The sequence below is a fragment of the Cyclobacterium xiamenense genome, from assembly GCF_900109255.1.
Lineage (GTDB): Bacteria > Bacteroidota > Bacteroidia > Cytophagales > Cyclobacteriaceae > Cyclobacterium > Cyclobacterium xiamenense.
The window spans coordinates 362,335-380,587 of record NZ_FNZH01000002.1 but is presented as its reverse complement, the minus strand read 5'-3'; the positions used below and the strand labels follow the sequence as shown (position 1 = coordinate 380,587).

Annotated in this window: 14 protein-coding genes; 4 read left to right on the top strand and 10 right to left on the bottom strand. The window is 48.8% G+C overall.

The features are described from left to right. Positions 1-14: 14 nt before the first annotated feature. Positions 15-1,088, bottom strand: a complete 1,074-nt coding sequence (locus BMW71_RS06390) for a phosphotransferase enzyme family protein (RefSeq protein ID WP_092171080.1) — start codon at positions 1,086-1,088, stop codon at positions 15-17. Positions 1,089-1,375: 287 nt separating this feature from the next. On the opposite strand from BMW71_RS06390, the gene BMW71_RS06385 reads away from it, so the two are divergent. Together BMW71_RS06385 and BMW71_RS06380 are read left to right on the top strand one after the other, a co-directional pair. Next, positions 1,376-3,151, top strand: coding sequence for a sodium:solute symporter family protein (locus tag BMW71_RS06385; protein WP_092171078.1), 1,776 nt, complete (start codon positions 1,376-1,378; stop codon positions 3,149-3,151). A 109-nt stretch (positions 3,152-3,260) separates the two neighbouring features. Continuing rightward, complete coding sequence (locus tag BMW71_RS06380) at positions 3,261-3,686, top strand: Fur family transcriptional regulator (RefSeq protein ID WP_092171076.1); 426 nt, start codon at positions 3,261-3,263, stop codon at positions 3,684-3,686. Here BMW71_RS06380 and BMW71_RS06375 read toward each other — a convergent pair whose 3' ends face one another. Further along, positions 3,687-3,914, bottom strand: coding sequence for a hypothetical protein (locus tag BMW71_RS06375; protein WP_092171074.1), 228 nt, complete (start codon positions 3,912-3,914; stop codon positions 3,687-3,689). Between the two features lie 172 nt (positions 3,915-4,086). On the opposite strand from BMW71_RS06375, the gene BMW71_RS06370 reads away from it, so the two are divergent. Then, a complete protein-coding gene (locus BMW71_RS06370; RefSeq protein ID WP_092171072.1) occupies positions 4,087-4,560 on the top strand; it encodes a YcxB family protein in 474 nt (157 codons plus the stop codon). Positions 4,561-4,620: 60 nt separating this feature from the next. Here BMW71_RS06370 and BMW71_RS06365 read toward each other — a convergent pair whose 3' ends face one another. The 6 genes from BMW71_RS06365 to BMW71_RS06340 form a co-directional block, all read right to left on the bottom strand. Continuing rightward, positions 4,621-5,541, bottom strand: coding sequence for a hydroxypyruvate isomerase family protein (locus BMW71_RS06365; RefSeq protein WP_092171070.1), 921 nt, complete (start codon positions 5,539-5,541; stop codon positions 4,621-4,623). A gap of 4 nt (positions 5,542-5,545) precedes the next feature. Then, a complete protein-coding gene (locus tag BMW71_RS06360) occupies positions 5,546-6,865 on the bottom strand; it encodes a Gfo/Idh/MocA family protein (RefSeq protein ID WP_092171068.1) in 1,320 nt (439 codons plus the stop codon). Between the two features lie 19 nt (positions 6,866-6,884). Continuing rightward, the gene (locus BMW71_RS06355; protein WP_092171066.1) at positions 6,885-7,865 is read right to left on the bottom strand and encodes a formylglycine-generating enzyme family protein; all 981 of its coding nucleotides are present in this window, start codon (positions 7,863-7,865) and stop codon (positions 6,885-6,887) included. Positions 7,866-8,204: 339 nt separating this feature from the next. Beyond that, entirely contained in the window at positions 8,205-11,033 is a 2,829-nt protein-coding gene (gene uvrA / locus BMW71_RS06350) for an excinuclease ABC subunit UvrA (RefSeq protein WP_092171064.1), read from the bottom strand. A 71-nt stretch (positions 11,034-11,104) separates the two neighbouring features. Next, positions 11,105-13,222, bottom strand: a complete 2,118-nt coding sequence (locus BMW71_RS06345) for a hypothetical protein (protein ID WP_092171062.1) — start codon at positions 13,220-13,222, stop codon at positions 11,105-11,107. A 127-nt stretch (positions 13,223-13,349) separates the two neighbouring features. Continuing rightward, positions 13,350-14,942, bottom strand: coding sequence for an ATP-dependent DNA helicase (locus BMW71_RS06340; protein WP_092171060.1), 1,593 nt, complete (start codon positions 14,940-14,942; stop codon positions 13,350-13,352). A gap of 118 nt (positions 14,943-15,060) precedes the next feature. Between BMW71_RS06340 and BMW71_RS06335 the strand changes: the two genes are divergently transcribed. Further along, the gene (locus BMW71_RS06335) at positions 15,061-16,140 is read left to right on the top strand and encodes an endonuclease/exonuclease/phosphatase family protein (RefSeq protein WP_092171058.1); all 1,080 of its coding nucleotides are present in this window, start codon (positions 15,061-15,063) and stop codon (positions 16,138-16,140) included. On the opposite strand, the gene BMW71_RS06330 is transcribed toward BMW71_RS06335, so the two are convergent. Both BMW71_RS06330 and BMW71_RS06325 read right to left on the bottom strand, forming a co-directional pair. Further along, positions 16,141-17,064: a sugar phosphate isomerase/epimerase family protein gene (locus BMW71_RS06330; RefSeq protein ID WP_092171056.1), complete on the bottom strand. Its 924-nt coding sequence runs from the start codon at positions 17,062-17,064 to the stop codon at positions 16,141-16,143. It abuts the gene before it with no gap. Between the two features lie 11 nt (positions 17,065-17,075). Next, positions 17,076-18,230: a methionine aminotransferase gene (locus BMW71_RS06325; protein ID WP_092171054.1), complete on the bottom strand. Its 1,155-nt coding sequence runs from the start codon at positions 18,228-18,230 to the stop codon at positions 17,076-17,078. Positions 18,231-18,253: the final 23 nt, after the last annotated feature.

The following is an 18,253-nucleotide window of genomic DNA, read 5'->3' as shown; positions in this document are numbered from 1 at the left end:
GGTTTGGCAGGTGGTTACAACGATAATTCATTCCTTAACTTTTCTTCCAGAGCGTTTATGGCCGCTCGTTTTCCGATCAACGCATCAAGCAATGCTGCCTGGTTTTGTGCCCGGTGCAGGTTCTGCTCGGGGTACTGCACCTGGTAGTAGACGTTTCTATTTAGGTGATCGGTCAAAAAACGAACGCCCATGATCAAGGTCATCATTTCCCCGCCAAAAGGCAAGGATTCCAATTCCTCACTCCCGATTTCTCCAGCCAACACCGTATAAAACCCTTCCAGAAGCCCCTCGTATTTTACCATATCCACGTCGATACTGTCCCATTCCATCGAGGATTCATCCCGGGTACAGGCTACCGTCCGCACCAGATCGCCAAAATCAAAAAACACAAACCCGGCCATGATGGTGTCCAAATCTATAAGCGCATTTACCCGTTCTAGGTTTTCGGCAAATATCAAATTGTTGATTTTTGTGTCGTTATGCGTGACGCGTAGGGGAAGTTGGGAACGGTAGTACAGGTATTTATCCACCAGCTCGCTCTTTTCCCGGTAAAAATCAATCATTTCTTTGGTAGCGCGATCCAGGGACACCTTCGGGTGCAGCAGTGCGGTATCAAACTGCCGATACCGTTTTTCCAAATCATGAAAATGGGGAATGGTATCTTTGAGTTGTCTGGCGTCTGCCGGAAGAAAGACCTGAATAAAACGCGCAAACGCTTCGGCAGCAATTTTTGCTTGTCCCCGTTGATCGATGGCATCCCGGGTAATGCCACTCACAAAGGGGAATAGGCGAAAGAGGCCTCCGTCCAGCCGGGTGAAGAAACTACCTTCCCGGTTGGTAACGGGCATGGGCAGCGCAAAGGGGAGTTGGCCTGGATCAAACTGCTCCATGAGGTAGGCCAGGTTACCTGAGATGCGTTCCGGAAGGGAAAATACCTTGTCGTTAAACTCCTGCAAAATATAGACCTGACCGTCTACAGTGAGCAGATAGGTCTTGTGAATGTGACCCGATCCGAATCTGCGATGTTTGATTTGATCCGTTTCCCATCCGTAGGCTGCTTTCAACGCATCCAATACCGATTCATTCATAGTCGTTTTTGGTTCGGTATTCACCGATTTATTTTACCGATTTTTCCAGTTTATAGGGGTAAAATTACAATTCTTTTAGCTATATATACACGAAAGAGATTATATTTACCCGACCGGGCGCATCCGTACCGGAAAAGGGATTGATTTTCATCCAAGCGAAAATTTTCCCTAATTATTTAAAATAATTGAAAAAGTTTTATTTATTTAGAAAAATTTTACCAAAACCTTTTGTGGTCGAACTTCGGTTCAGAACCCGGACCAACAAACCATCTTAATCCAAATTCATCATGAATATTTCAATCATCGATTGGGCAATAATCATTTCATTTTTTGTCATATCCATGCTAATCGGCGTCTTTGCCTCCAAAACAGCGGGAAAGAATGCCAAGGAATTTTTTCTTTCCGGAAGAAACATGCCCTGGTGGCTGTTGGGGGTAAGTATGGTCGCAACCACCTTTTCGGCCGACACACCCAATCTGGTGACCGACATCGTCCGGAAAAACGGGGTTTCGGGTAACTGGGTCTGGTGGGCCTTTTTATTGACCGGTATGCTGACGGTGTTTGTCTATGCGAAGTTGTGGAGAAGGTCGGAGGTAACCACGGATTTGGAATTTTATGAATTGCGGTACGGGGGAAAGGGCGCTGCCTTTTTGAGGGCATTCCGGGCTTTATACCTGGGTGTCTTTTTCAACGTGGTCATCATGGCCACGGTCTCCCTGGCAGCCATTAAAATATTTGGCGTGATGCTGGGACTCAGCTCCTGGGAAACACTATTGATTGTCTCGGTAGTAACCGTAATTTACAGTTCCCTTGGCGGTTTGAAGGGCGTTTTATTAACCGATTTTTTTCAGTTTTTCATCGCCATGGCGGGGGCGTTTGGAGCGGCCATCTATGTGGTCAACCTGCCCGAAATCGGTAGTTTAAACAATTTACTTACCCACCCCAATGTATCCGACAAACTGAACATTATTCCGGACTTCAGTGACTGGAACTTGTTGATCCCACTGTTTATCATGCCCCTGGCGGTGCAGTGGTGGGCGACCTGGTATCCCGGAGCTGAGCCGGGAGGAGGGGGCTACATTGCCCAGCGGATGCTTTCTGCCAAAGACGAGAAGAACGCGATAGGAGCGACATTGCTATTCAACATCACCCATTATGCCATACGACCCTGGCCCTGGATTATCATTGCCCTTTCTTCGCTGATTGTTTTCCCCCAATTGAGCGACATGCAAGAGGCCTTTCCCAACATTGAACCCGGAAAGCTAGGCGATGACCTGGCCTACTCGGCGATGCTGACCTTCCTGCCTACCGGACTCATTGGTGTGGTGCTGGCTTCGTTGATTGCGGCGGTCATGTCCACCCTTTCCACCCACTTGAACTGGGGGTCTTCCTATGTGGTAAATGATTTTTACGCTCGTTTTGTAAAACCCACCGCCTCCGACAAAGAATTGGTGGCCGTAGGTCGGCTTTCTACGGTGGGCCTGATGGTGCTGGCAGCCTTGCTGGCCACCGTCCTTTCCAATGCCCTGGAGGCATTCAACATCTTATTGCAGATTGGTGCGGGTACCGGTCTAATATTTATACTTCGCTGGTTTTGGTGGAGGATAAATGCCTATACCGAAATTTCCGCCATGGTGGTTTCTTTCCTGGTGGCCATCTATTTTGAGTCCATCCACAACAAACTAGGCTTTTGGCCCATTCCGGATGACATGGCTTACCTGAAATTGCTATTTGGCGTCACCCTGACCACCATCACCTGGGTGTCGGTCACCTTGTTGACCAAGCCGGAAGACGATACGGTACTGCTTGCATTTTACAGGAAGGTACGTCCCGCAAGCTGGGGCTGGAAAAACCTACTGGCCAAATACCCCGAGGAGAAAGAAGAGGTCGGTCAACTCCCCATGGAAATCGGATTAATGCTCATCGGCTCCATCATGGTATACGCTGCGTTGTTTGCGGCTGGATTTTGGATATACGGCGAGACGCTACCCGCAGTCACCGCAACCGTTGTTTCTGTCATTGGAGGTGTTTTGGTGTTTAGGGGTTGGAAAAAAATGAAATGAGTCCAAAATCCCAGGTAGCGCCGCGAGAGATTGGGAATTTTTCTTAGAAAACCGCGGTTCTACAGCTAGAAACCGCTTAGAAAAATTAAATTGCATCAATCCGGAAGTGATGACACTGAAGACAGCCGAAATATTAAAGGAAAATAATTTGCGCGTAACGAGTTGCAGGCGGGATGTGCTGGATACGTTTCTCGGGAGACAGGTTGCCCTTTCTCATTCCGACTTGGAGGAGGCCCTTAAGGAAAACTTTGACCGGGTAACGATTTACCGCACCTTAAAAACTTTTTTAGAAAATGACCTGATCCACAAAGTGCTGGACGATACCGGCGCGGCAAAATATGCCCTGTGCAACCACAGTCCCGCATTGCCCCACCACGATCACGAGCACGTACATTTTAAATGCGAGGTATGCGGCGACACCAACTGTCTGGAAGAAATCGCTCTACCAAAGTTAAATTTACCGAAAGGATACAAGTCTCGGGAAATGAGCTTGCTTATTCAGGGGACCTGCAAGAACTGCAGCCCAGCAGACTAACTAAAAGACAACCGGTTTTTTCGTTTTATCCTTGTCCTCGGAGGGCCACACGATCCCTGGGGGTAGGTCGATTTTTGGCGGGGTGAAATCTTCCACGCCACCGTCTCCATCATCGTCGTTATTTCTTCGGTTTTTGTTGATTTTGGCTTTGGTTAACGTGGCAACGAAATAAATTAACACTACGTAGGCCACACCGCACAAGACCAAATCGATTACCAGGCTACTCATCATATCCAAAGATTTCCAATCAAATTACAATATAAATTTTAATAAATCAACAAGTTAACCATGAGATTGGGGGCAATGTTGGAAAAAAATAAAAATAGAAAGGGAAACCAAATTAACTTGCTATCTAAGCGATAACATAGGATATTTGCGGATCAAAAAGTAAAAGCATAACATGATTGTCAAAACTAAGAAATACAAACTGGAAACAGGTACCTATATCAAGCAAGGATTGGTAAACATATTCAAGGAACAATGGTGGGTGGCACTGATTGCGGTTGCTATCGCTTGCGGGTATTTTTGGATTGCTTCCTGGTGGTGGATCAGCATGGCCCTGCTTGCCTATGCCTTGTATTGGCTTTTTTGGGTGATCCAGTTTGCCGGAGTCACCCAAATGGAACAAAACAAAGTGATGTTTGAAAAACTTTCCTACGAGATTGACAGCCGGCAGGTGATGATGAAAATAAACAGCAAACAAGGGATGCCCATTAAATGGGAAATGATAAAAAAAGCCCAAATAAAGGATCAGGCGTACATCCTGGTCTTATCCAAGGCACAATTCATTCATTTGCCCTTCAAAATATTTAATTCCCAAAACGAAATCAAATTCGTTGAAACCATCTTAAAACGAAAGGGCCTGGTGGCCTAATAAAAAAAGGGCAGCGTCTTAACGGCTGCCCTTTTTTTATTTTTTTCGGTGCTCTATCACTTAAAGAAAGCTGTCCGCTTTCCGGTAGGCAGCAATTACCGCTGCTTCCCCCTCTTTACCCGGCATGGAATTGCCGTGTTCCATCCCGCAAACACCTTTAAATCCTTTATCGTAGATAAATTTAAATACGTTCTGGTAATTGATCTCTCCGGTTCCCGGTTCTTTTCTACCCGGGTTGTCACCGATCTGAATGTAGGCGATTTCCTCCCAGCACATGTCCATAAGGGTAATCAGGTGCCCCTCGTTTTTTTGCTGATGGTAAATATCGTAGAGGATCTTGCAACTCGGACTATTCACGCCTTTGCAAATCATGTAAGTCTGTGGAGAATACCGTAAAAACAAGTTTGGGGTATCACTCAAAGGCTCGAGAACCATGGTCAAGCCGTGTGGCTCCAAAATCTCCGCTCCTTTTCGGAGGGCCTCGATGACGTTGGCCGTCTGAATGTCCAGGGGCAGGTTTCGCTGGTAATCCCCCGGTACCACGGTCGTCCATTTCGCATTGACCCTTTTGGCTACTTCCACCGCTTTTCTACAACCTTCCAAAAAGATATCTACGTGTTCCTTTTTCCCTGCAGCCAGTGTGTTGGCCCCATTTCCGCCTTTGTTTAGTACAAAAACCCCCATGGTCATGCCCAATTTGGCCAAATGATTACCGATCTTCTCCTGCATCTCGGGCGTCCTGCCCATCATGCCGTTGTCTTCCAGGCTTCGAAAACCCCTTTCGTGCATGAAGGTTATTTGATCCAAAAGATCCTCTCCCGCGTGCTGTTTAAACATGCCGAAATGGGGCGCATAGTCCAGGTTAAAGGGTTCGTCAGCCTCCCGAAAGCCGGACTGTGCAGCGTTCAATGTTCCCATGCCCGTCAGGCCGGCAGCGGCTGTTCCCAGCGATACGTTTTGTATGAATTTCCTTCGTTTCATCGGCTTATACTACATTGGTTTGTCCAGGAACAGCAAATGCGTAGTACCCATCCTCGTTAGGCACCACCTTGGGTGTGGCATCCCAGGCCAGCGTTTCCGGCATGAGATTAATGTTCGAATTAATTGCTTCATCCCAGGTCACCACTTTTCCAGAATAGGTGGCGTACCTCCCGAGAATGGAACTCATGGTACTCTTGGCGGCGTTTTCCGCGTCGGCAAACTTGTATTCACCCTTGACAATGGCGGCAAACAACAGGTCGTGCTCTACCTGGTAGGGATTGGCGTTTCCTTTTCCATCGTGGTCGTACAAGCTATTGCCTTTGTAGTCACTCAGCCTTCCCACATGCCCGGCGTTCATGTATGCTTTACCAGAAGTCCCCTGAAAACTCTCGTCTACTCTGTTGGTTGCCCCTGGAAAATGACGGCATTCGCTGTGAATAACAGTCCCATCTTCGTAGGTAAACAAGACCACGTGGTGGTCAAAAATTTCTCCGTGATCTTTTCCTCTGCGAACGGTCCTTCCGCCAGTTCCCTCGGCCTTCACGGGGTAGCCATTTTTTACCCAGTTGGCTACATCGATGTTGTGCACGTGCTGCTCGGTAATGTGATCGCCACAAAGCCAATTAAAATAATACCAGTTTCGCATTTGGTATTCCATTTCGGTCTGTCCGGGCTGTCGCTCGCGCACCCAGACACCCCCATCGTTCCAAAACACCTGGCCACCGATAATGTCGCCAATGGCCCCGTTGTGAATGCGTTCGATGGTTTGAATGTAGTTGTCCTGGTAATGCCGCTGCAGGCCAACGACCACGTTTAGCTTTTTGGCTTTAGCGATTTCTGCGGCGGCCAATACCCGTCGAATGCCGACCGCATCGGTTGCGACGGGTTTTTCCATGAATATCTGCTTTTCTTGTTTGACGGCCTCCTCAAAGTGATCGGGACGAAAACCGGGAGGCGTGGCGATGATGACCACATCGGCCTCTTTCATGGCATGTTTGTATCCGTCAAAGCCCACAAACTTCATTTCTTCCGGCACCACTACTTTGTCCTTGCCGTATTTCTTGAAAATTCGCTCGTAACTTTGGTCCAACCGATCTTTGAAGGCATCGGCCATGGCGACTAGTTTGATGTTGTGTCCCGTCTCGAAGGCCTGGAAAACGGCTCCGGTACCCCGGCCACCACAACCGATAACAGCAATCTTGATGGCGTCTTCCCCAGCGGCGTAGGCGCCTGGAAGGCTGAATGGACTGAGCATGGCTCCACCGGTAAGAACGGCGGATGTTTTGATGAAATCCCTTCTTTGGTTGGTATTCTTGACTTTCATTGCATTTTGAGTTAGATTATTAATAGTCTTCTTCTGGTAATTTACCGAAATATTCTGCGATTTCCTCTGGACTTGGAGGATTGAGTGGACGTACGACCCGCATCCCCAGAAAGGGGGCCTCCGGGAACCACCATTGACTTTTTGGAATTTGCGGATCGATGCGTTTCCATTCGGGAGTACTGGCAAAGCGTTTGCTACTTTTCAGCTGAGAGGCCTCGCTGTCATAACTGCCACCCCGAATCACTTTGGGATACAATTCCTCGGATTCAATCAGGGGATTATCGGCCGGTTCCTGCCGGGCGTCGTAGGCATCGGCCTGGTAATGATCCTGTGTCCACTCGTTTACATTGCCCAGGATGTCGTACAGGCCCCAGGGGTTTGGCTCCTTCTGTCCTACGGTATGGGTCACGCCCTCACTGTTTTCTGCGTACCAGGCATAGGTACCCAATGCGGACGGGTCGTCACCGAAAAAAAAGTCCGTTTCAGTACCCGCTCTCGCAGCGTACTCCCATTCTGCCTCTGTAGGGAGACGGAAAAAGACACCGGTCTTCAGATACAGCCAGCGGCAAAACTGAATCGCTCCGTATTGCGTCATGGCAATGGCTGGTTTGTTTTCCTTCCCCATGCCAAAGGTCATGTCCAGGTAGGGAATGGAGGGCCTGGTAAGTCCGTCTACCTCAGGAGTCAGGGGACCTTCACTGGTCGACGCCTCAAATCCCTTGTCCAAAAACAATTCGAACAAGTCCCAGGTGACCTCGTGTGAGGCCATCCAAAATGGATCAATTTTTACTTCATGCACCGGGCTTTCGTCCGCATCTCCCGAATCGCTTCCCATCTTGAAGGATCCTTCCGGAATCGGTACCAGGGAAAAGGACTTTCCCGTACCGGGAATTTCCTGCGCATACGGCTCGAAGGCTTCTTCTACCTGATAGGCACTGCCGATAACAAGCACCGAAAAGACGGCACCAAAAAAAGTGATTTTTTTTACTCTATTTACCATGGAACTTGCTAAGAATAGCTACAATTAGTGTACGTGATTCGGCGGTACACCGACTCGGTATACCCTTCGAATCGGTAAATTACTTTTATTTTTTAATAATTGAAAGCCCAATACCAGAGAAGGTAGATAGTTGCCGCACCCGGTTAAAACAGTGTAGGAATACGCACAAAAAATCTCTCGGCAAAAAGCAGCCCCGGATCGGGAGGCACGCTAGTACCGTTGGGATTTGAAAGTCGTTGCCAACCTACTGGTTGAATCACTGCTGCGGAAAAAAAGCAATCCTGCAGTAGGGCAGTAGTCAGGGAATCGAAAACGTCTGAAAATAAACCAAGACCGAATTTATACCGGGGATTCCTTATTCAGTTGGGACAAATACCGTCCGGTATGATTTTCAATTTCCTGCATCAATTTTTCGGGTACGCCCTCAAAGGTGACCGTTCCGCCTTTGTCTCCACCTTCCGGACCCAGGTCAATCACCCAATCCGCAGCCATGATCACTTCAGTATTGTGCTCGATGATCAATACCGTATGTCCCTGATCAATTAACGCATTAATCGAATGCAACAGCTTTTTGATGTCGTGAAAATGAAGCCCAGTGGTGGGCTCATCAAAAATAAATAAGATACGATCTTTGGCCTTCGTTTCCCCCTTTCCTAAAAAGGAGGCTAACTTTACGCGTTGTGCCTCGCCCCCGCTAAGGGTATTGGAAGATTGCCCCAGACCGATGTAACCCAAGCCCACTTCCTGCAGGGGTTGCAATTTCTGAATGATGGCGGTTTTCCCTTCAAAAAAATCCATGGCTTCGTCGATGCTCATCGCCAATACATCCGCTATGTTTTTTTCCTGGTAAGTCACATCCAGGATCTCATTTTTGAAACGTTTTCCCTTACAGGACTCACAGGTCAGGTAGATATCCGCCATGAACTGCATCTCAATCTTTTGTGTCCCTTCTCCCTGACAGGCTTCACACCTACCTCCATCTACGTTAAAACTAAAAAACGCTGGTTTGTAACCTCGTTGGCGGGAAAGCGGCAGATCCGCAAACAAGGCCCGGATACCGTCGTATGCTTTTACATAGGTCACCGGATTGGACCGGGAAGATTTCCCAATGGGATTCTGGTCGACAAACTCCACCCGGGTTATCTTTCGAAAATCGCCCTCCAGTTTTTCAAACTTACCCGATTCGTCCGATACCGTCCCCAGGATTTTTCCCAAAGCAGGATACAGCACTTTTTTCACCAATGTGGACTTTCCAGAACCACTAACCCCGGTTACTACGGTCAATACCCCAAGCGGGACCTTTACGGTGATGTTATTCAGGTTGTTTTCCCTCGCACCCCGGATTAAAATATATTCCTTCCATCTTCTGTTTTCCGTCTTGTGACTGATGGATTCCAGACCACTGATGTAGCGGGAAGTGTGGGTGTTTCCGGCGGCCAACAGTTCGTCCAAATTGCCCTGAAAAACCAATTCGCCCCCATGCACACCGGCATCCGGACCGATATCAATTACCTGATCGGCTGCACGAATGATTTTCTCTTCGTGCTCCACCACAATCACGGTATTGCCCAAATCCCGAAGCGACTTTAGTACAGCAATGAGGCGTTCTGTGTCCCTGGGATGCAACCCTATGCTGGGCTCATCCAGAATGTACATCGACCCAACTAGCGCACTGCCCAGCGAAGTGGCCAGCTTGATTCGCTGGTATTCACCGCCGGAAAGCGATCCGGTTAACCGGTTTAGCGTAAGGTATCCCAGACCTACCTGATCCAGGTAATGAAGCCGGTTCGAAATTTCTTTCAGCAGGCGCTGTGCTACCTGTTGATCGCTCTCGTCCAATTTCAGCTCGTCAAAAAATGCCAGACACTTGTCTATGGGCAGCAAAACCAGATCAGTAATGGACTTACCGCTGATTTTTACATACGAAGCATCCTTGCGTATGCGGGTACCTTTGCAGTCCGGGCAGGTGGTCCGTCCTCTGAATCTGGACAGCATTACCCGGTACTGGATTTTGTGCAGCTTACTTTCGATGAAGGTAAAAAAATCGTTTAACCCTTGAAAATAAGAATTTCCGGTCCATAAAAGCGCCTTATCCCTTTCGCCTAAATCTTCGTAAGGCCGATGAATCGGGAAATCAAATTTAATCCCGTTTTTTAAAAGCGGTTGTACCCACTTTTTGGTCGTCTCGCCCCTCCAGGGAGCAATCGCTCCCTCAAAAACCGACAGGCTCTTGTCCGGAATGACCAAATCTGGGTCGATTCCGAGCACCGAGCCAAACCCCTCACAGGTCCGGCAAGCACCGTAAGGGTTATTAAAACTGAAAAAATTAACCGAGGGCAACTCAAATCGAATGCCATCCAACTCAAACTTATCGCTGAAAGTCCTTCGCCCCTGTTCGGGAACCATCACCACACAACTGCCGTGTCCCTCAAAGAATGCGGTCTGCACGCTATCCGCTATCCGGAATTGGTTGTCTTCGTCGTCCAGATAGACGGATATCCGGTCTATGAGGATTTCGTACGCCCCCTCGGGTAAGGCCTCCTTTTCCAGCAATTCTTCCACGAAAAAAGCTTCTCCATCAATCAGCACCCGGGTGAACCCTTTCTGGAGTAGGATTTCCAACTCTTTTCCCGTGTCCCTCCCAAATACCAGGTGTAGCGGGCAACTGATTAGTACACGCGTACCTTCCGCAAAGGAATGGATGTAATCCACCACATCGGTGACTGTGTGGTGTTTTACCTCCTCACCACTGACGGGAGAATAGGTTTTCCCGATTCTACTAAACAGCAATTTCAGGTAATCGTATATTTCGGTGGTGGTACCCACAGTGGACCGGGGGTTTTTGGTGTTTACGCTTTGCTGAATCGCAATCGCCGGAGATACCCCCTTGATGTACTCAACTTCCGGTTTTTCCATGCGGCCCAAAAACTGCCGCGCATAAGAGCTTAGGCTCTCTACATACATGCGCTGCCCTTCTGCAAAAAGCGTATCGAACGCCAGGGAGGATTTTCCGGAGCCAGATAGCCCAGTGACCACCACCAGCTTGTTTCTTGGGATGGCCAGACTCAGGCTTTTGAGGTTATTAACCCGGGCATTTTTTATGATGATAAAGGACTTCGGATCTAGATTCTCCAGTGTAGAAGTGTTCTCGGTACTGCTTGCTCCCATAACTTGCAAAGATACCAACCCAACCCCACAAATGACAAAATGTTCGGATAAAATCCGTTCCCGATATCGACCTACCGTTTGATTACTTTGAAGGTCTTTGCGCCAGTATCGGTCTGAAAGGTCAGAAAATACATGCCTCCTGGATACATGCGCATGTCGATGACGTAGCCCTCTTCGGTGCGTTCCATCAACGGTGCACCCTGGTGAATCCGCTGATCTTTGCTGCTCAACGTCACCTGGTACACTTCTCCGGGCAGCCCGACATGTATAAAATCTACCGTGGGATTCGGAAATGGACGGATAATTTCGCTTTCCGGGCTATTGGCCACGCGAATCACCTCGGAATACCCAAATGCGCCATCGTTATCCACCTGCTTGATTCGGTAATACGTCCACTCGGACGCAAACGCAGTATCCGTCGCCCGGTACTGCACACGTCCATTCGAGTTGCCCCTGGAGGGGACCGTTTCTTCCAGCGCCGTCCAGTCAGCACCGTCAGCCGAACGCTCAATGATAAAATGACTGGTGTTCTTTTCCTGCAGGGTTTCCCATGTTAGGCAGTTACTTTGTCCGCAAGCGTTGCCTTCAAACCGACCCCAGTGCAAAGGCAAAACCAAACTCACGAATTCGTACTCAAAATCAAGGGTATTCGCCCCGGTATTCTCGTAGTATTCCAGTACCATTTCCAACTGGTCGATGCCTGCCAGAATATCAACTTGCGCAGTGTATTCCATGGCCGTGCTTCCGCCGGATTCCCACTGCCCGGATAGCATCCAGGTCAGACCACCATCCAAACTTAACCGAAACCCATCGTCCGCCCGCACAGCGAAATTCAACGTCCCCGGTTCTACGTCCAACCGCATCTTGTACCGCACCGAAAACCGATCGGTCAGAAAAGGACAACCGTAATCGGGCGTGAATGTAACCGGAGAGGAGGGTAAGCCATTGAAATCAAAGTCCTGTACGAATACCGCATTTTCCGTCATTCGGCCCAGGTAGTCCTGAGAATCGTAATTTTTGATGCCGGAATAAATGTGTCCGATCCATTCATTGATACCGTATTCCTCCTGATCCAAATCAGCGATTGTGTCGATGGTTACCTCCAGTACATTGGAGGCAAAGGTGTTCACCTGTGTATTTCCCTCACCATCAATCACCTCGTTCTCTGCCCTCCGGCGAAAATACCGGGTACCTGTCCAGGCATTGGCTGGAGTAGATACATCGTATTGGGGGATGTCGTAGGTAAGACCCGTGGCGCCCGGTATGGGAATCCAATCGGATTCCGTCGGGTTGGCAATAGTCGTGTATTCCCATTGATAGGTTGGCTCAGATCCTTCGGCAAATACGGCCGGACCCAGCGATTCAAACGCCTCCGGATCAGGCGCGATGCCGCAATACGACCGCACTCCGGCTGCATTCCCGGGATTGGCAATCTCTCCCGGACCAAAATACAATTCAAAATCAAAACTTAGCCGGTTGTTCCCCTCTTTCTCGTAATAATGCAGGTCCATCCACACGGATTCGCCTCCCTCAAAGGGAATGTAGTAATTCCGGATGTTTTGGGAATAGACAAAATTGTACAAGCCGTCGCTGCCGTCCTTGTACCAGTTGTCATGTGTCACCGGATCTCCATTGACGTCGGGAGTCAGATCCGAAACCGTTCCATTTTCAAACATGCGAAAAAAGGAACCGTCGTCGCTTCCCACGCGTACCCGGTAAATTCCGGGCTCAGAGATCGTCTTTCTGCTACGCAGAATTACGCCAAAATAGGAAAGCTGCGTGTCACAGCCTCCAGGTGTAGTTTGATCCGTGCCCGTTGGAAAAAAATCAAGGTCCCTGCTGAAACCATCCACGCTATAGTCCGAAAACTGCGTATCAAAAGCAAGACTTGCGGTAGACAAAAAGTGCGTTCCATCGCGTAGCAAATAGCCTTTGTATTTGCGGTTAGCGCCGGAAAGTCCCCTGAAATCCCTGTTCCAGTCATTTTGTGGCCGGTACGCCGTATCCAATTGAAAAACGTACCCATCCCAGTTGTCGGCCGGCCGAACCCAGGGTCTGCCAAAATTAACTGGCAGCGTGCCCTCGCAGGCCAATTGCGCCAAGCCTTCGCCTGGGTTAAAAAAAACCAACCCTATTTCGAATAACAATATGCCTACCAAAAACTTTTTTCGCTGTTTAAACCGTTCCAAAGCCCCTCCTTTTTAAAAATATCTAAAAACATTTTTATTGCTGTCAAATACAAATTTATATATTTAAAATGTATTTAACAAGAGGTTTTGGAAAAAATTTTTATCCGACCTGCTTAGCGTCAGGGAATTAGGACGACTTTTTTTGCGTTTGACGCAGGTCTAGCCAGGGTCTAAGTTGTTGAAATTGCTTCCATTTCGCATACACGGTGATATCATGAATCCGTTGTACTTCCTGGAAAATGGCGTTTGCTGTCGAAAGATCTCCCTTTCTGTAGGCATCAAAGGCAAAGGGGAGGGAAGCAAAGGCCCGTTGCTCTTTCAACTCTTCTTCAATCTGCGACTCCTCCTGCCGCTGCAAGCTAAAATTCAAGCTGTCCTGACTTACTTTTACACTCTGCATACCAATAGGAGCCCGTAACACCAGTCCCTCCAGGCTGGTACAACGGCTGAGGGCTACATAAACTTGTCCGGCTTCAAAGGAGCGTCCGATGTCAACGATGCATTTGTCAAAGGTAAGTCCCTGGCTTTTGTGAACCGTAATGGCCCAGGCAAGCTTCAGCGGAAACTGGGTAAACTTGCCGATCACCTCCGCGTGAACCCTGCCCTCTTTTTCATCAAAGGTAAAATCCACGTGTTCCCAGACTTCCCGCTCCACTTCCAGTAGGGCCCCCTCGTTGTTTTCTACCGTGACTTTGTTTTCCTCCATTTCGACCACCTTCCCGATCATCCCGTTGAAGTACTTTTTCTCCGGGTTGTTTTTCATGAAAATCACCTGCGCCCCCACTTTGAGTGTAAGGTCGATGGGATCAAAAGGGGCCATGGTCGGCGGAAAATCCCCTTCCAGACTTGCCGAATACAGGCGCTCTTCCGTTTCTAGCATGTCCAGCTTTTGTTGATTGATTTGGCGAATGGAGTGGTTGTGGGTACCCAACATGATGTAACCCTCGTCAAGTAGGTCGAACCGGTACGCCGCGGCCCGTTGGTTTAAGAATGCAATGTCTTCGTAGGTATGCCGGCTTTCCCGAATCCGGTTCAGCAAATCCTTGAAAACCTCGTCCTTCTGTCGGTAGATTTTTTTCAGGGAGATGTGGTAGGGCTGCAACTGTTGAAACGCATGCGAACTGAAAAAAAAACGCGTCTCGTAATGAGAAGAAAGCAGGGACCAATCGTTTTCCCTAACCACCGGAGGTAGTTGGAACGGATCCCCTATCAGGAGCAACTGAACGCCACCGAAGGGCAGATGCCTTTTCCTTCGGAACAGGCGCAGCACCTGATCCAGCACGTCTAGTAATTCTACTCGTACCATGGATATTTCATCGATGACGAGTAGGTCCAGGTTTTTGATGAGGCTGAGCCGGCTCTTGGAATACCGAAAAGTATCGAAAATTGACCCACTGGAGCCGCTGGCTTTTGGCTGTAACCGGGGGTCCCCCGGTAAAAACAGCTGTCTTGGGTCAATCTTAAAAAAACTGTGGATGGTTTTTCCCTTGGCATTAATGGCAGCTACCCCGGTAGGTGCTACCACTACTGTGTTTTTGCTGGTGTTGATCCGCCGCAGCGTATGCAAAAATGTGGTCTTTCCGGTACCTGCCCTTCCGGTGAGAAACAGCGATTTGTTTGTATGCAAGACAATTTCAAGCGCCTGAATAAACGGTTCGTTGGACATGTCCAGGCCGCGGGCTTCGAACTCCCGCCTGAAAAAAGCTTTCAAAAAAGTCATCGGATTTTTTCGTTGATTTCTTGCTTAAAATTAGAAATAAATCTACCTCTTTCGTATATATTGTGTTTTATTTGAAAATAAAGTTCTCGCCACCGGATTAGTTAAACTACTTTTGAACATGGAACTAGCCCTGAGTCTTATCAGAATCTTCCTCGCCGCCTTTGGTATGGTGGCCGTGTTTGCCAGCAAACTAAAACTGGGACACTGGTCGGTACGCATGTTTGACTTCCCTCGATTGCAATTGCTATTCCTCGCATTTGTTACCCTGGTCCTGTTTTTCATTCCCTACCTGAACACCGATCTCTGGAACTTACTCTTACTCTCCGGAGTCGTCGCCAGTTTTTTCTTTCAGGCGCGAAAAATCTTCCCTTACACCGTTTTTTCAGGTAAAGAGGTTCAGAGCAGTACCAAGCAAGCTACCAAAGACGAAATTTCCCTCCTGGTTAGTAATGTATATACGCCGAACCGGGAGGCGGATAAGCTGATCTCACTGGTTCGTCGCTACGAACCCAACCTTGTTTTAACCCTGGAGTCAGATGCCTGGTGGGAAAAGCAGCTGGAGGTTTTGCAACCCGAATATCCCCAACAGGTCAAAATCCCGCTGGACAATCAATATGGCATGCATTTGTATGCCAACCTGGCCCTGGAAAACGTAAAGGTACACTACCTGGTAAAAGCCGACATTCCTTCGATTCACGCGGAAGCAGTCCTTCCCTCCGGGAAAAAAGTCCAAATTCATTGCCTGCATCCGGAACCCCCAAGTCCCAGTGAAAGCGACACTTCTGTACCACGGGATGCGGAATTACTGATCGTCGGGAAAAACGTGAAAAACGCGGAACTGCCGGTTTTGGTCTTTGGTGACCTCAACGACGTGGCCTGGTCCCGCACTACCCGGCTTTTCCAAAAGATCAGCGGCCTGCTAGACCCCCGAAAGGGTAGGGGATTTTTTAACACCTTCCACGCAAAACACCCGATGCTCCGGTGGCCATTGGACCACATATTTCTTTCCAGGCATTTCGTATTAAAACAAATCAAACGCCTTCCCTCGATCTCTTCCGACCATTTTCCCATGTACGCCCGGTTTGAACTGAGCCCCGCAAACGGTCAGGAAAACGAGAAAGAAAAACTGGATCAGGACGAAAAGGAGTGGACCCGAGAGACAATCGATGAGGCAAACCCACGCATACTCACCATTTAATTACTCGATCGGGATGTATTGCCGGAGGTAATTCCTTGCCGTTAAGATAGCCATTCGCATGTCTTCGCGGGATTTTTCGTACGCCTTGTCTTCCACCTCAATGCAACAAGGCCCCCGATAACCCACGTCGGTCAACGCTGCAAAAAACCTTCCCCAGGGAACATCTCCCAGACCTGGGATTTTGGGAGAATGATACTCCAATGGATTCGCCAGAATGCCGACGCGATTAAGTTTCTCCGGATAGAGTTTGACATCCTTTAAGTGAATGTGATGCAAGCGCTCCCGGAACTCGTAAATCGGCTGAACGGGATCCATTTGCATCCACACCAAATGGGACGGATCGTAATTCAATCCGAAATTCGGATCGGGAATATGGGTAAACATTTTCTCCCAAACGGCAGGAGATATAGCCAGGTTTTTCCCACCGGGCCATTCATCGTTTGTGAAAAACATGGGACAATTTTCAATCCCAATGCGAATACCTTTTTTGGAAGCATGACGAACGACCGCAGGAAACCGTTCGGCAAATAGTTTCAGATTATCCTCGATCGTAAGCGATGGATTCCGACCAACAAAGGTGTTTACCACGGGGATTCCCAGCTTTTCCGCCCCGTCGATCACCGCCAGAATATGCGAAAGCGCTGCTTCCGCTTTGCGATCATCCGGATCCAATGGGTTGGGATAATAGCCGAGTCCGGATACAAAAACGCCCTTTTCCCGCTGGTAGGTCCGCAAGTGGTCGATTTGCGATTCGTCCAGGGCCGCCACATCGATATGCGTGACCCCGGCGTAGCGCCTTTCAGCCTTTCCTTTAGGCCAACACATGATTTCCACGCAGGAAAAATCGGCTGCCGCAGCAAAATCAATGACTTCTTCAAAACTATTTTCCGCCAAAATGGCGCTTACAAAACCTAATTTGAGCATGCAATCAATCGTTAAAGTTTGGAAAGTATCTCTCCGGCCTTATCCAGTATCTCATCGTCTTTGGCAAAACAAAACCGAAGTAATTTGTCGTCTTTTTTATCTGCGTAAAACACGGAAACGGGCACCGAGGCAACTTTGATTTCTTTTGTCAGGCGGATTGCCAGATCGTAATCGTATTCGTCCGTAATCGCTCGGTACGAAACGATTTGAAAAAAACTTCCCTTGGATGGGGTGAACCTAAACCGGGAGGCTTTCAAGGCCTCGTTGAACCGATCCCGTTTCCGTTGGTAAAAAGCCCCCAACTGCTCGTAATGCTCTGGCAATTTTAGAAAATCAGCCAGCGCATACTGCATGGGCGTAACGGTACTAAAGGTGATGTACTGATGAATTCGTCGAAATTCCTTTGAGAGGGCTTTTGGCGCCAGGCAGTAGCCAATTTTCCATCCGGTGGTATGGTAGGTCTTTCCAAGAGAGCCGCAGACAAAGGTCCGTTCCTGCAATACCGGGTGCGTCATCATGGAATGGTGCACCGCCCCGTCAAAGACGATGTGTTCGTATACCTCATCGCTGATAATGTAAATATCCGTATCGCGTACCAGGTCCGCCAACGCATTCAGGTCCTCTTTGCTAAAAACAGTCCCTACCGGATTGTGGGGCGTATTGACCATGATGGCTTTGGTTTTCGGTGAAATCCTCTCCTTTACCCGTTGCCAATCGATTTTAAACTCCGGCGAATCCAGGGTGACGTACACGGCAACGCCTCCGTTCAAATCGATGGCCGGAACGTAGCTGTCGTAAGCTGGCTCCAATACAATGACTTCATCGCCCGGATACACCACCGCTGTGACGGCGCAAAAAATAGCCTCGGTAGCACCCGAGGTGATGGTGACCTCGGTTTCGGGATCGTAATCGACCCCGTACACGCGGCTGGTTTTTTCGGCCAGGCTTTCCCTAAAAGCCGGCACTCCGCTCATTGGGGCGTATTGATTGTAACCGTTTTTTACGTAATGGCTTACCAATTCGCTTAGCCGGGGAGAGCAGTCAAAACTCGGGAACCCCTGAGACAAATTGTGGGCCCCCTCCCGGGTAGCCAACCCGGACATCACGGTAAATATGGTCGTCCCAACGTAGGGCAACTTGGAAGGAAGTAGTTTTTCTTTCTGCATAAAATAAAAAGGGACCGGAAACG

Bases quoted from the DNA above. Each gene is read 5' to 3' on its own strand.
- BMW71_RS06355 (WP_092171066.1), bottom strand. From the start codon at position 7,865: ATGGTAAATAGAGTAAAAAAAATCACTTTTTTTGGTGCCGTCTTTTCG.
- BMW71_RS06340 (WP_092171060.1), bottom strand. From the start codon at position 14,942: ATGACTTTTTTGAAAGCTTTTTTCAGGCGGGAGTTCGAAGCCCGCGGC.
- BMW71_RS06370 (WP_092171072.1), top strand. From the start codon at position 4,087: ATGATTGTCAAAACTAAGAAATACAAACTGGAAACAGGTACCTATATC.
- BMW71_RS06375 (WP_092171074.1), bottom strand. From the start codon at position 3,914: ATGAGTAGCCTGGTAATCGATTTGGTCTTGTGCGGTGTGGCCTACGTA.
- BMW71_RS06330 (WP_092171056.1), bottom strand. From the start codon at position 17,064: ATGCTCAAATTAGGTTTTGTAAGCGCCATTTTGGCGGAAAATAGTTTT.
- BMW71_RS06360 (WP_092171068.1), bottom strand. From the start codon at position 6,865: ATGAAAGTCAAGAATACCAACCAAAGAAGGGATTTCATCAAAACATCC.
- BMW71_RS06380 (WP_092171076.1), top strand. From the start codon at position 3,261: ATGACACTGAAGACAGCCGAAATATTAAAGGAAAATAATTTGCGCGTA.
- BMW71_RS06390 (WP_092171080.1), bottom strand. From the start codon at position 1,088: ATGAATGAATCGGTATTGGATGCGTTGAAAGCAGCCTACGGATGGGAA.
- uvrA (WP_092171064.1), bottom strand. From the start codon at position 11,033: ATGGGAGCAAGCAGTACCGAGAACACTTCTACACTGGAGAATCTAGAT.
- BMW71_RS06325 (WP_092171054.1), bottom strand. From the start codon at position 18,230: ATGCAGAAAGAAAAACTACTTCCTTCCAAGTTGCCCTACGTTGGGACG.
- BMW71_RS06335 (WP_092171058.1), top strand. From the start codon at position 15,061: ATGGAACTAGCCCTGAGTCTTATCAGAATCTTCCTCGCCGCCTTTGGT.
- BMW71_RS06385 (WP_092171078.1), top strand. From the start codon at position 1,376: ATGAATATTTCAATCATCGATTGGGCAATAATCATTTCATTTTTTGTC.
- BMW71_RS06365 (WP_092171070.1), bottom strand. From the start codon at position 5,541: ATGAAACGAAGGAAATTCATACAAAACGTATCGCTGGGAACAGCCGCT.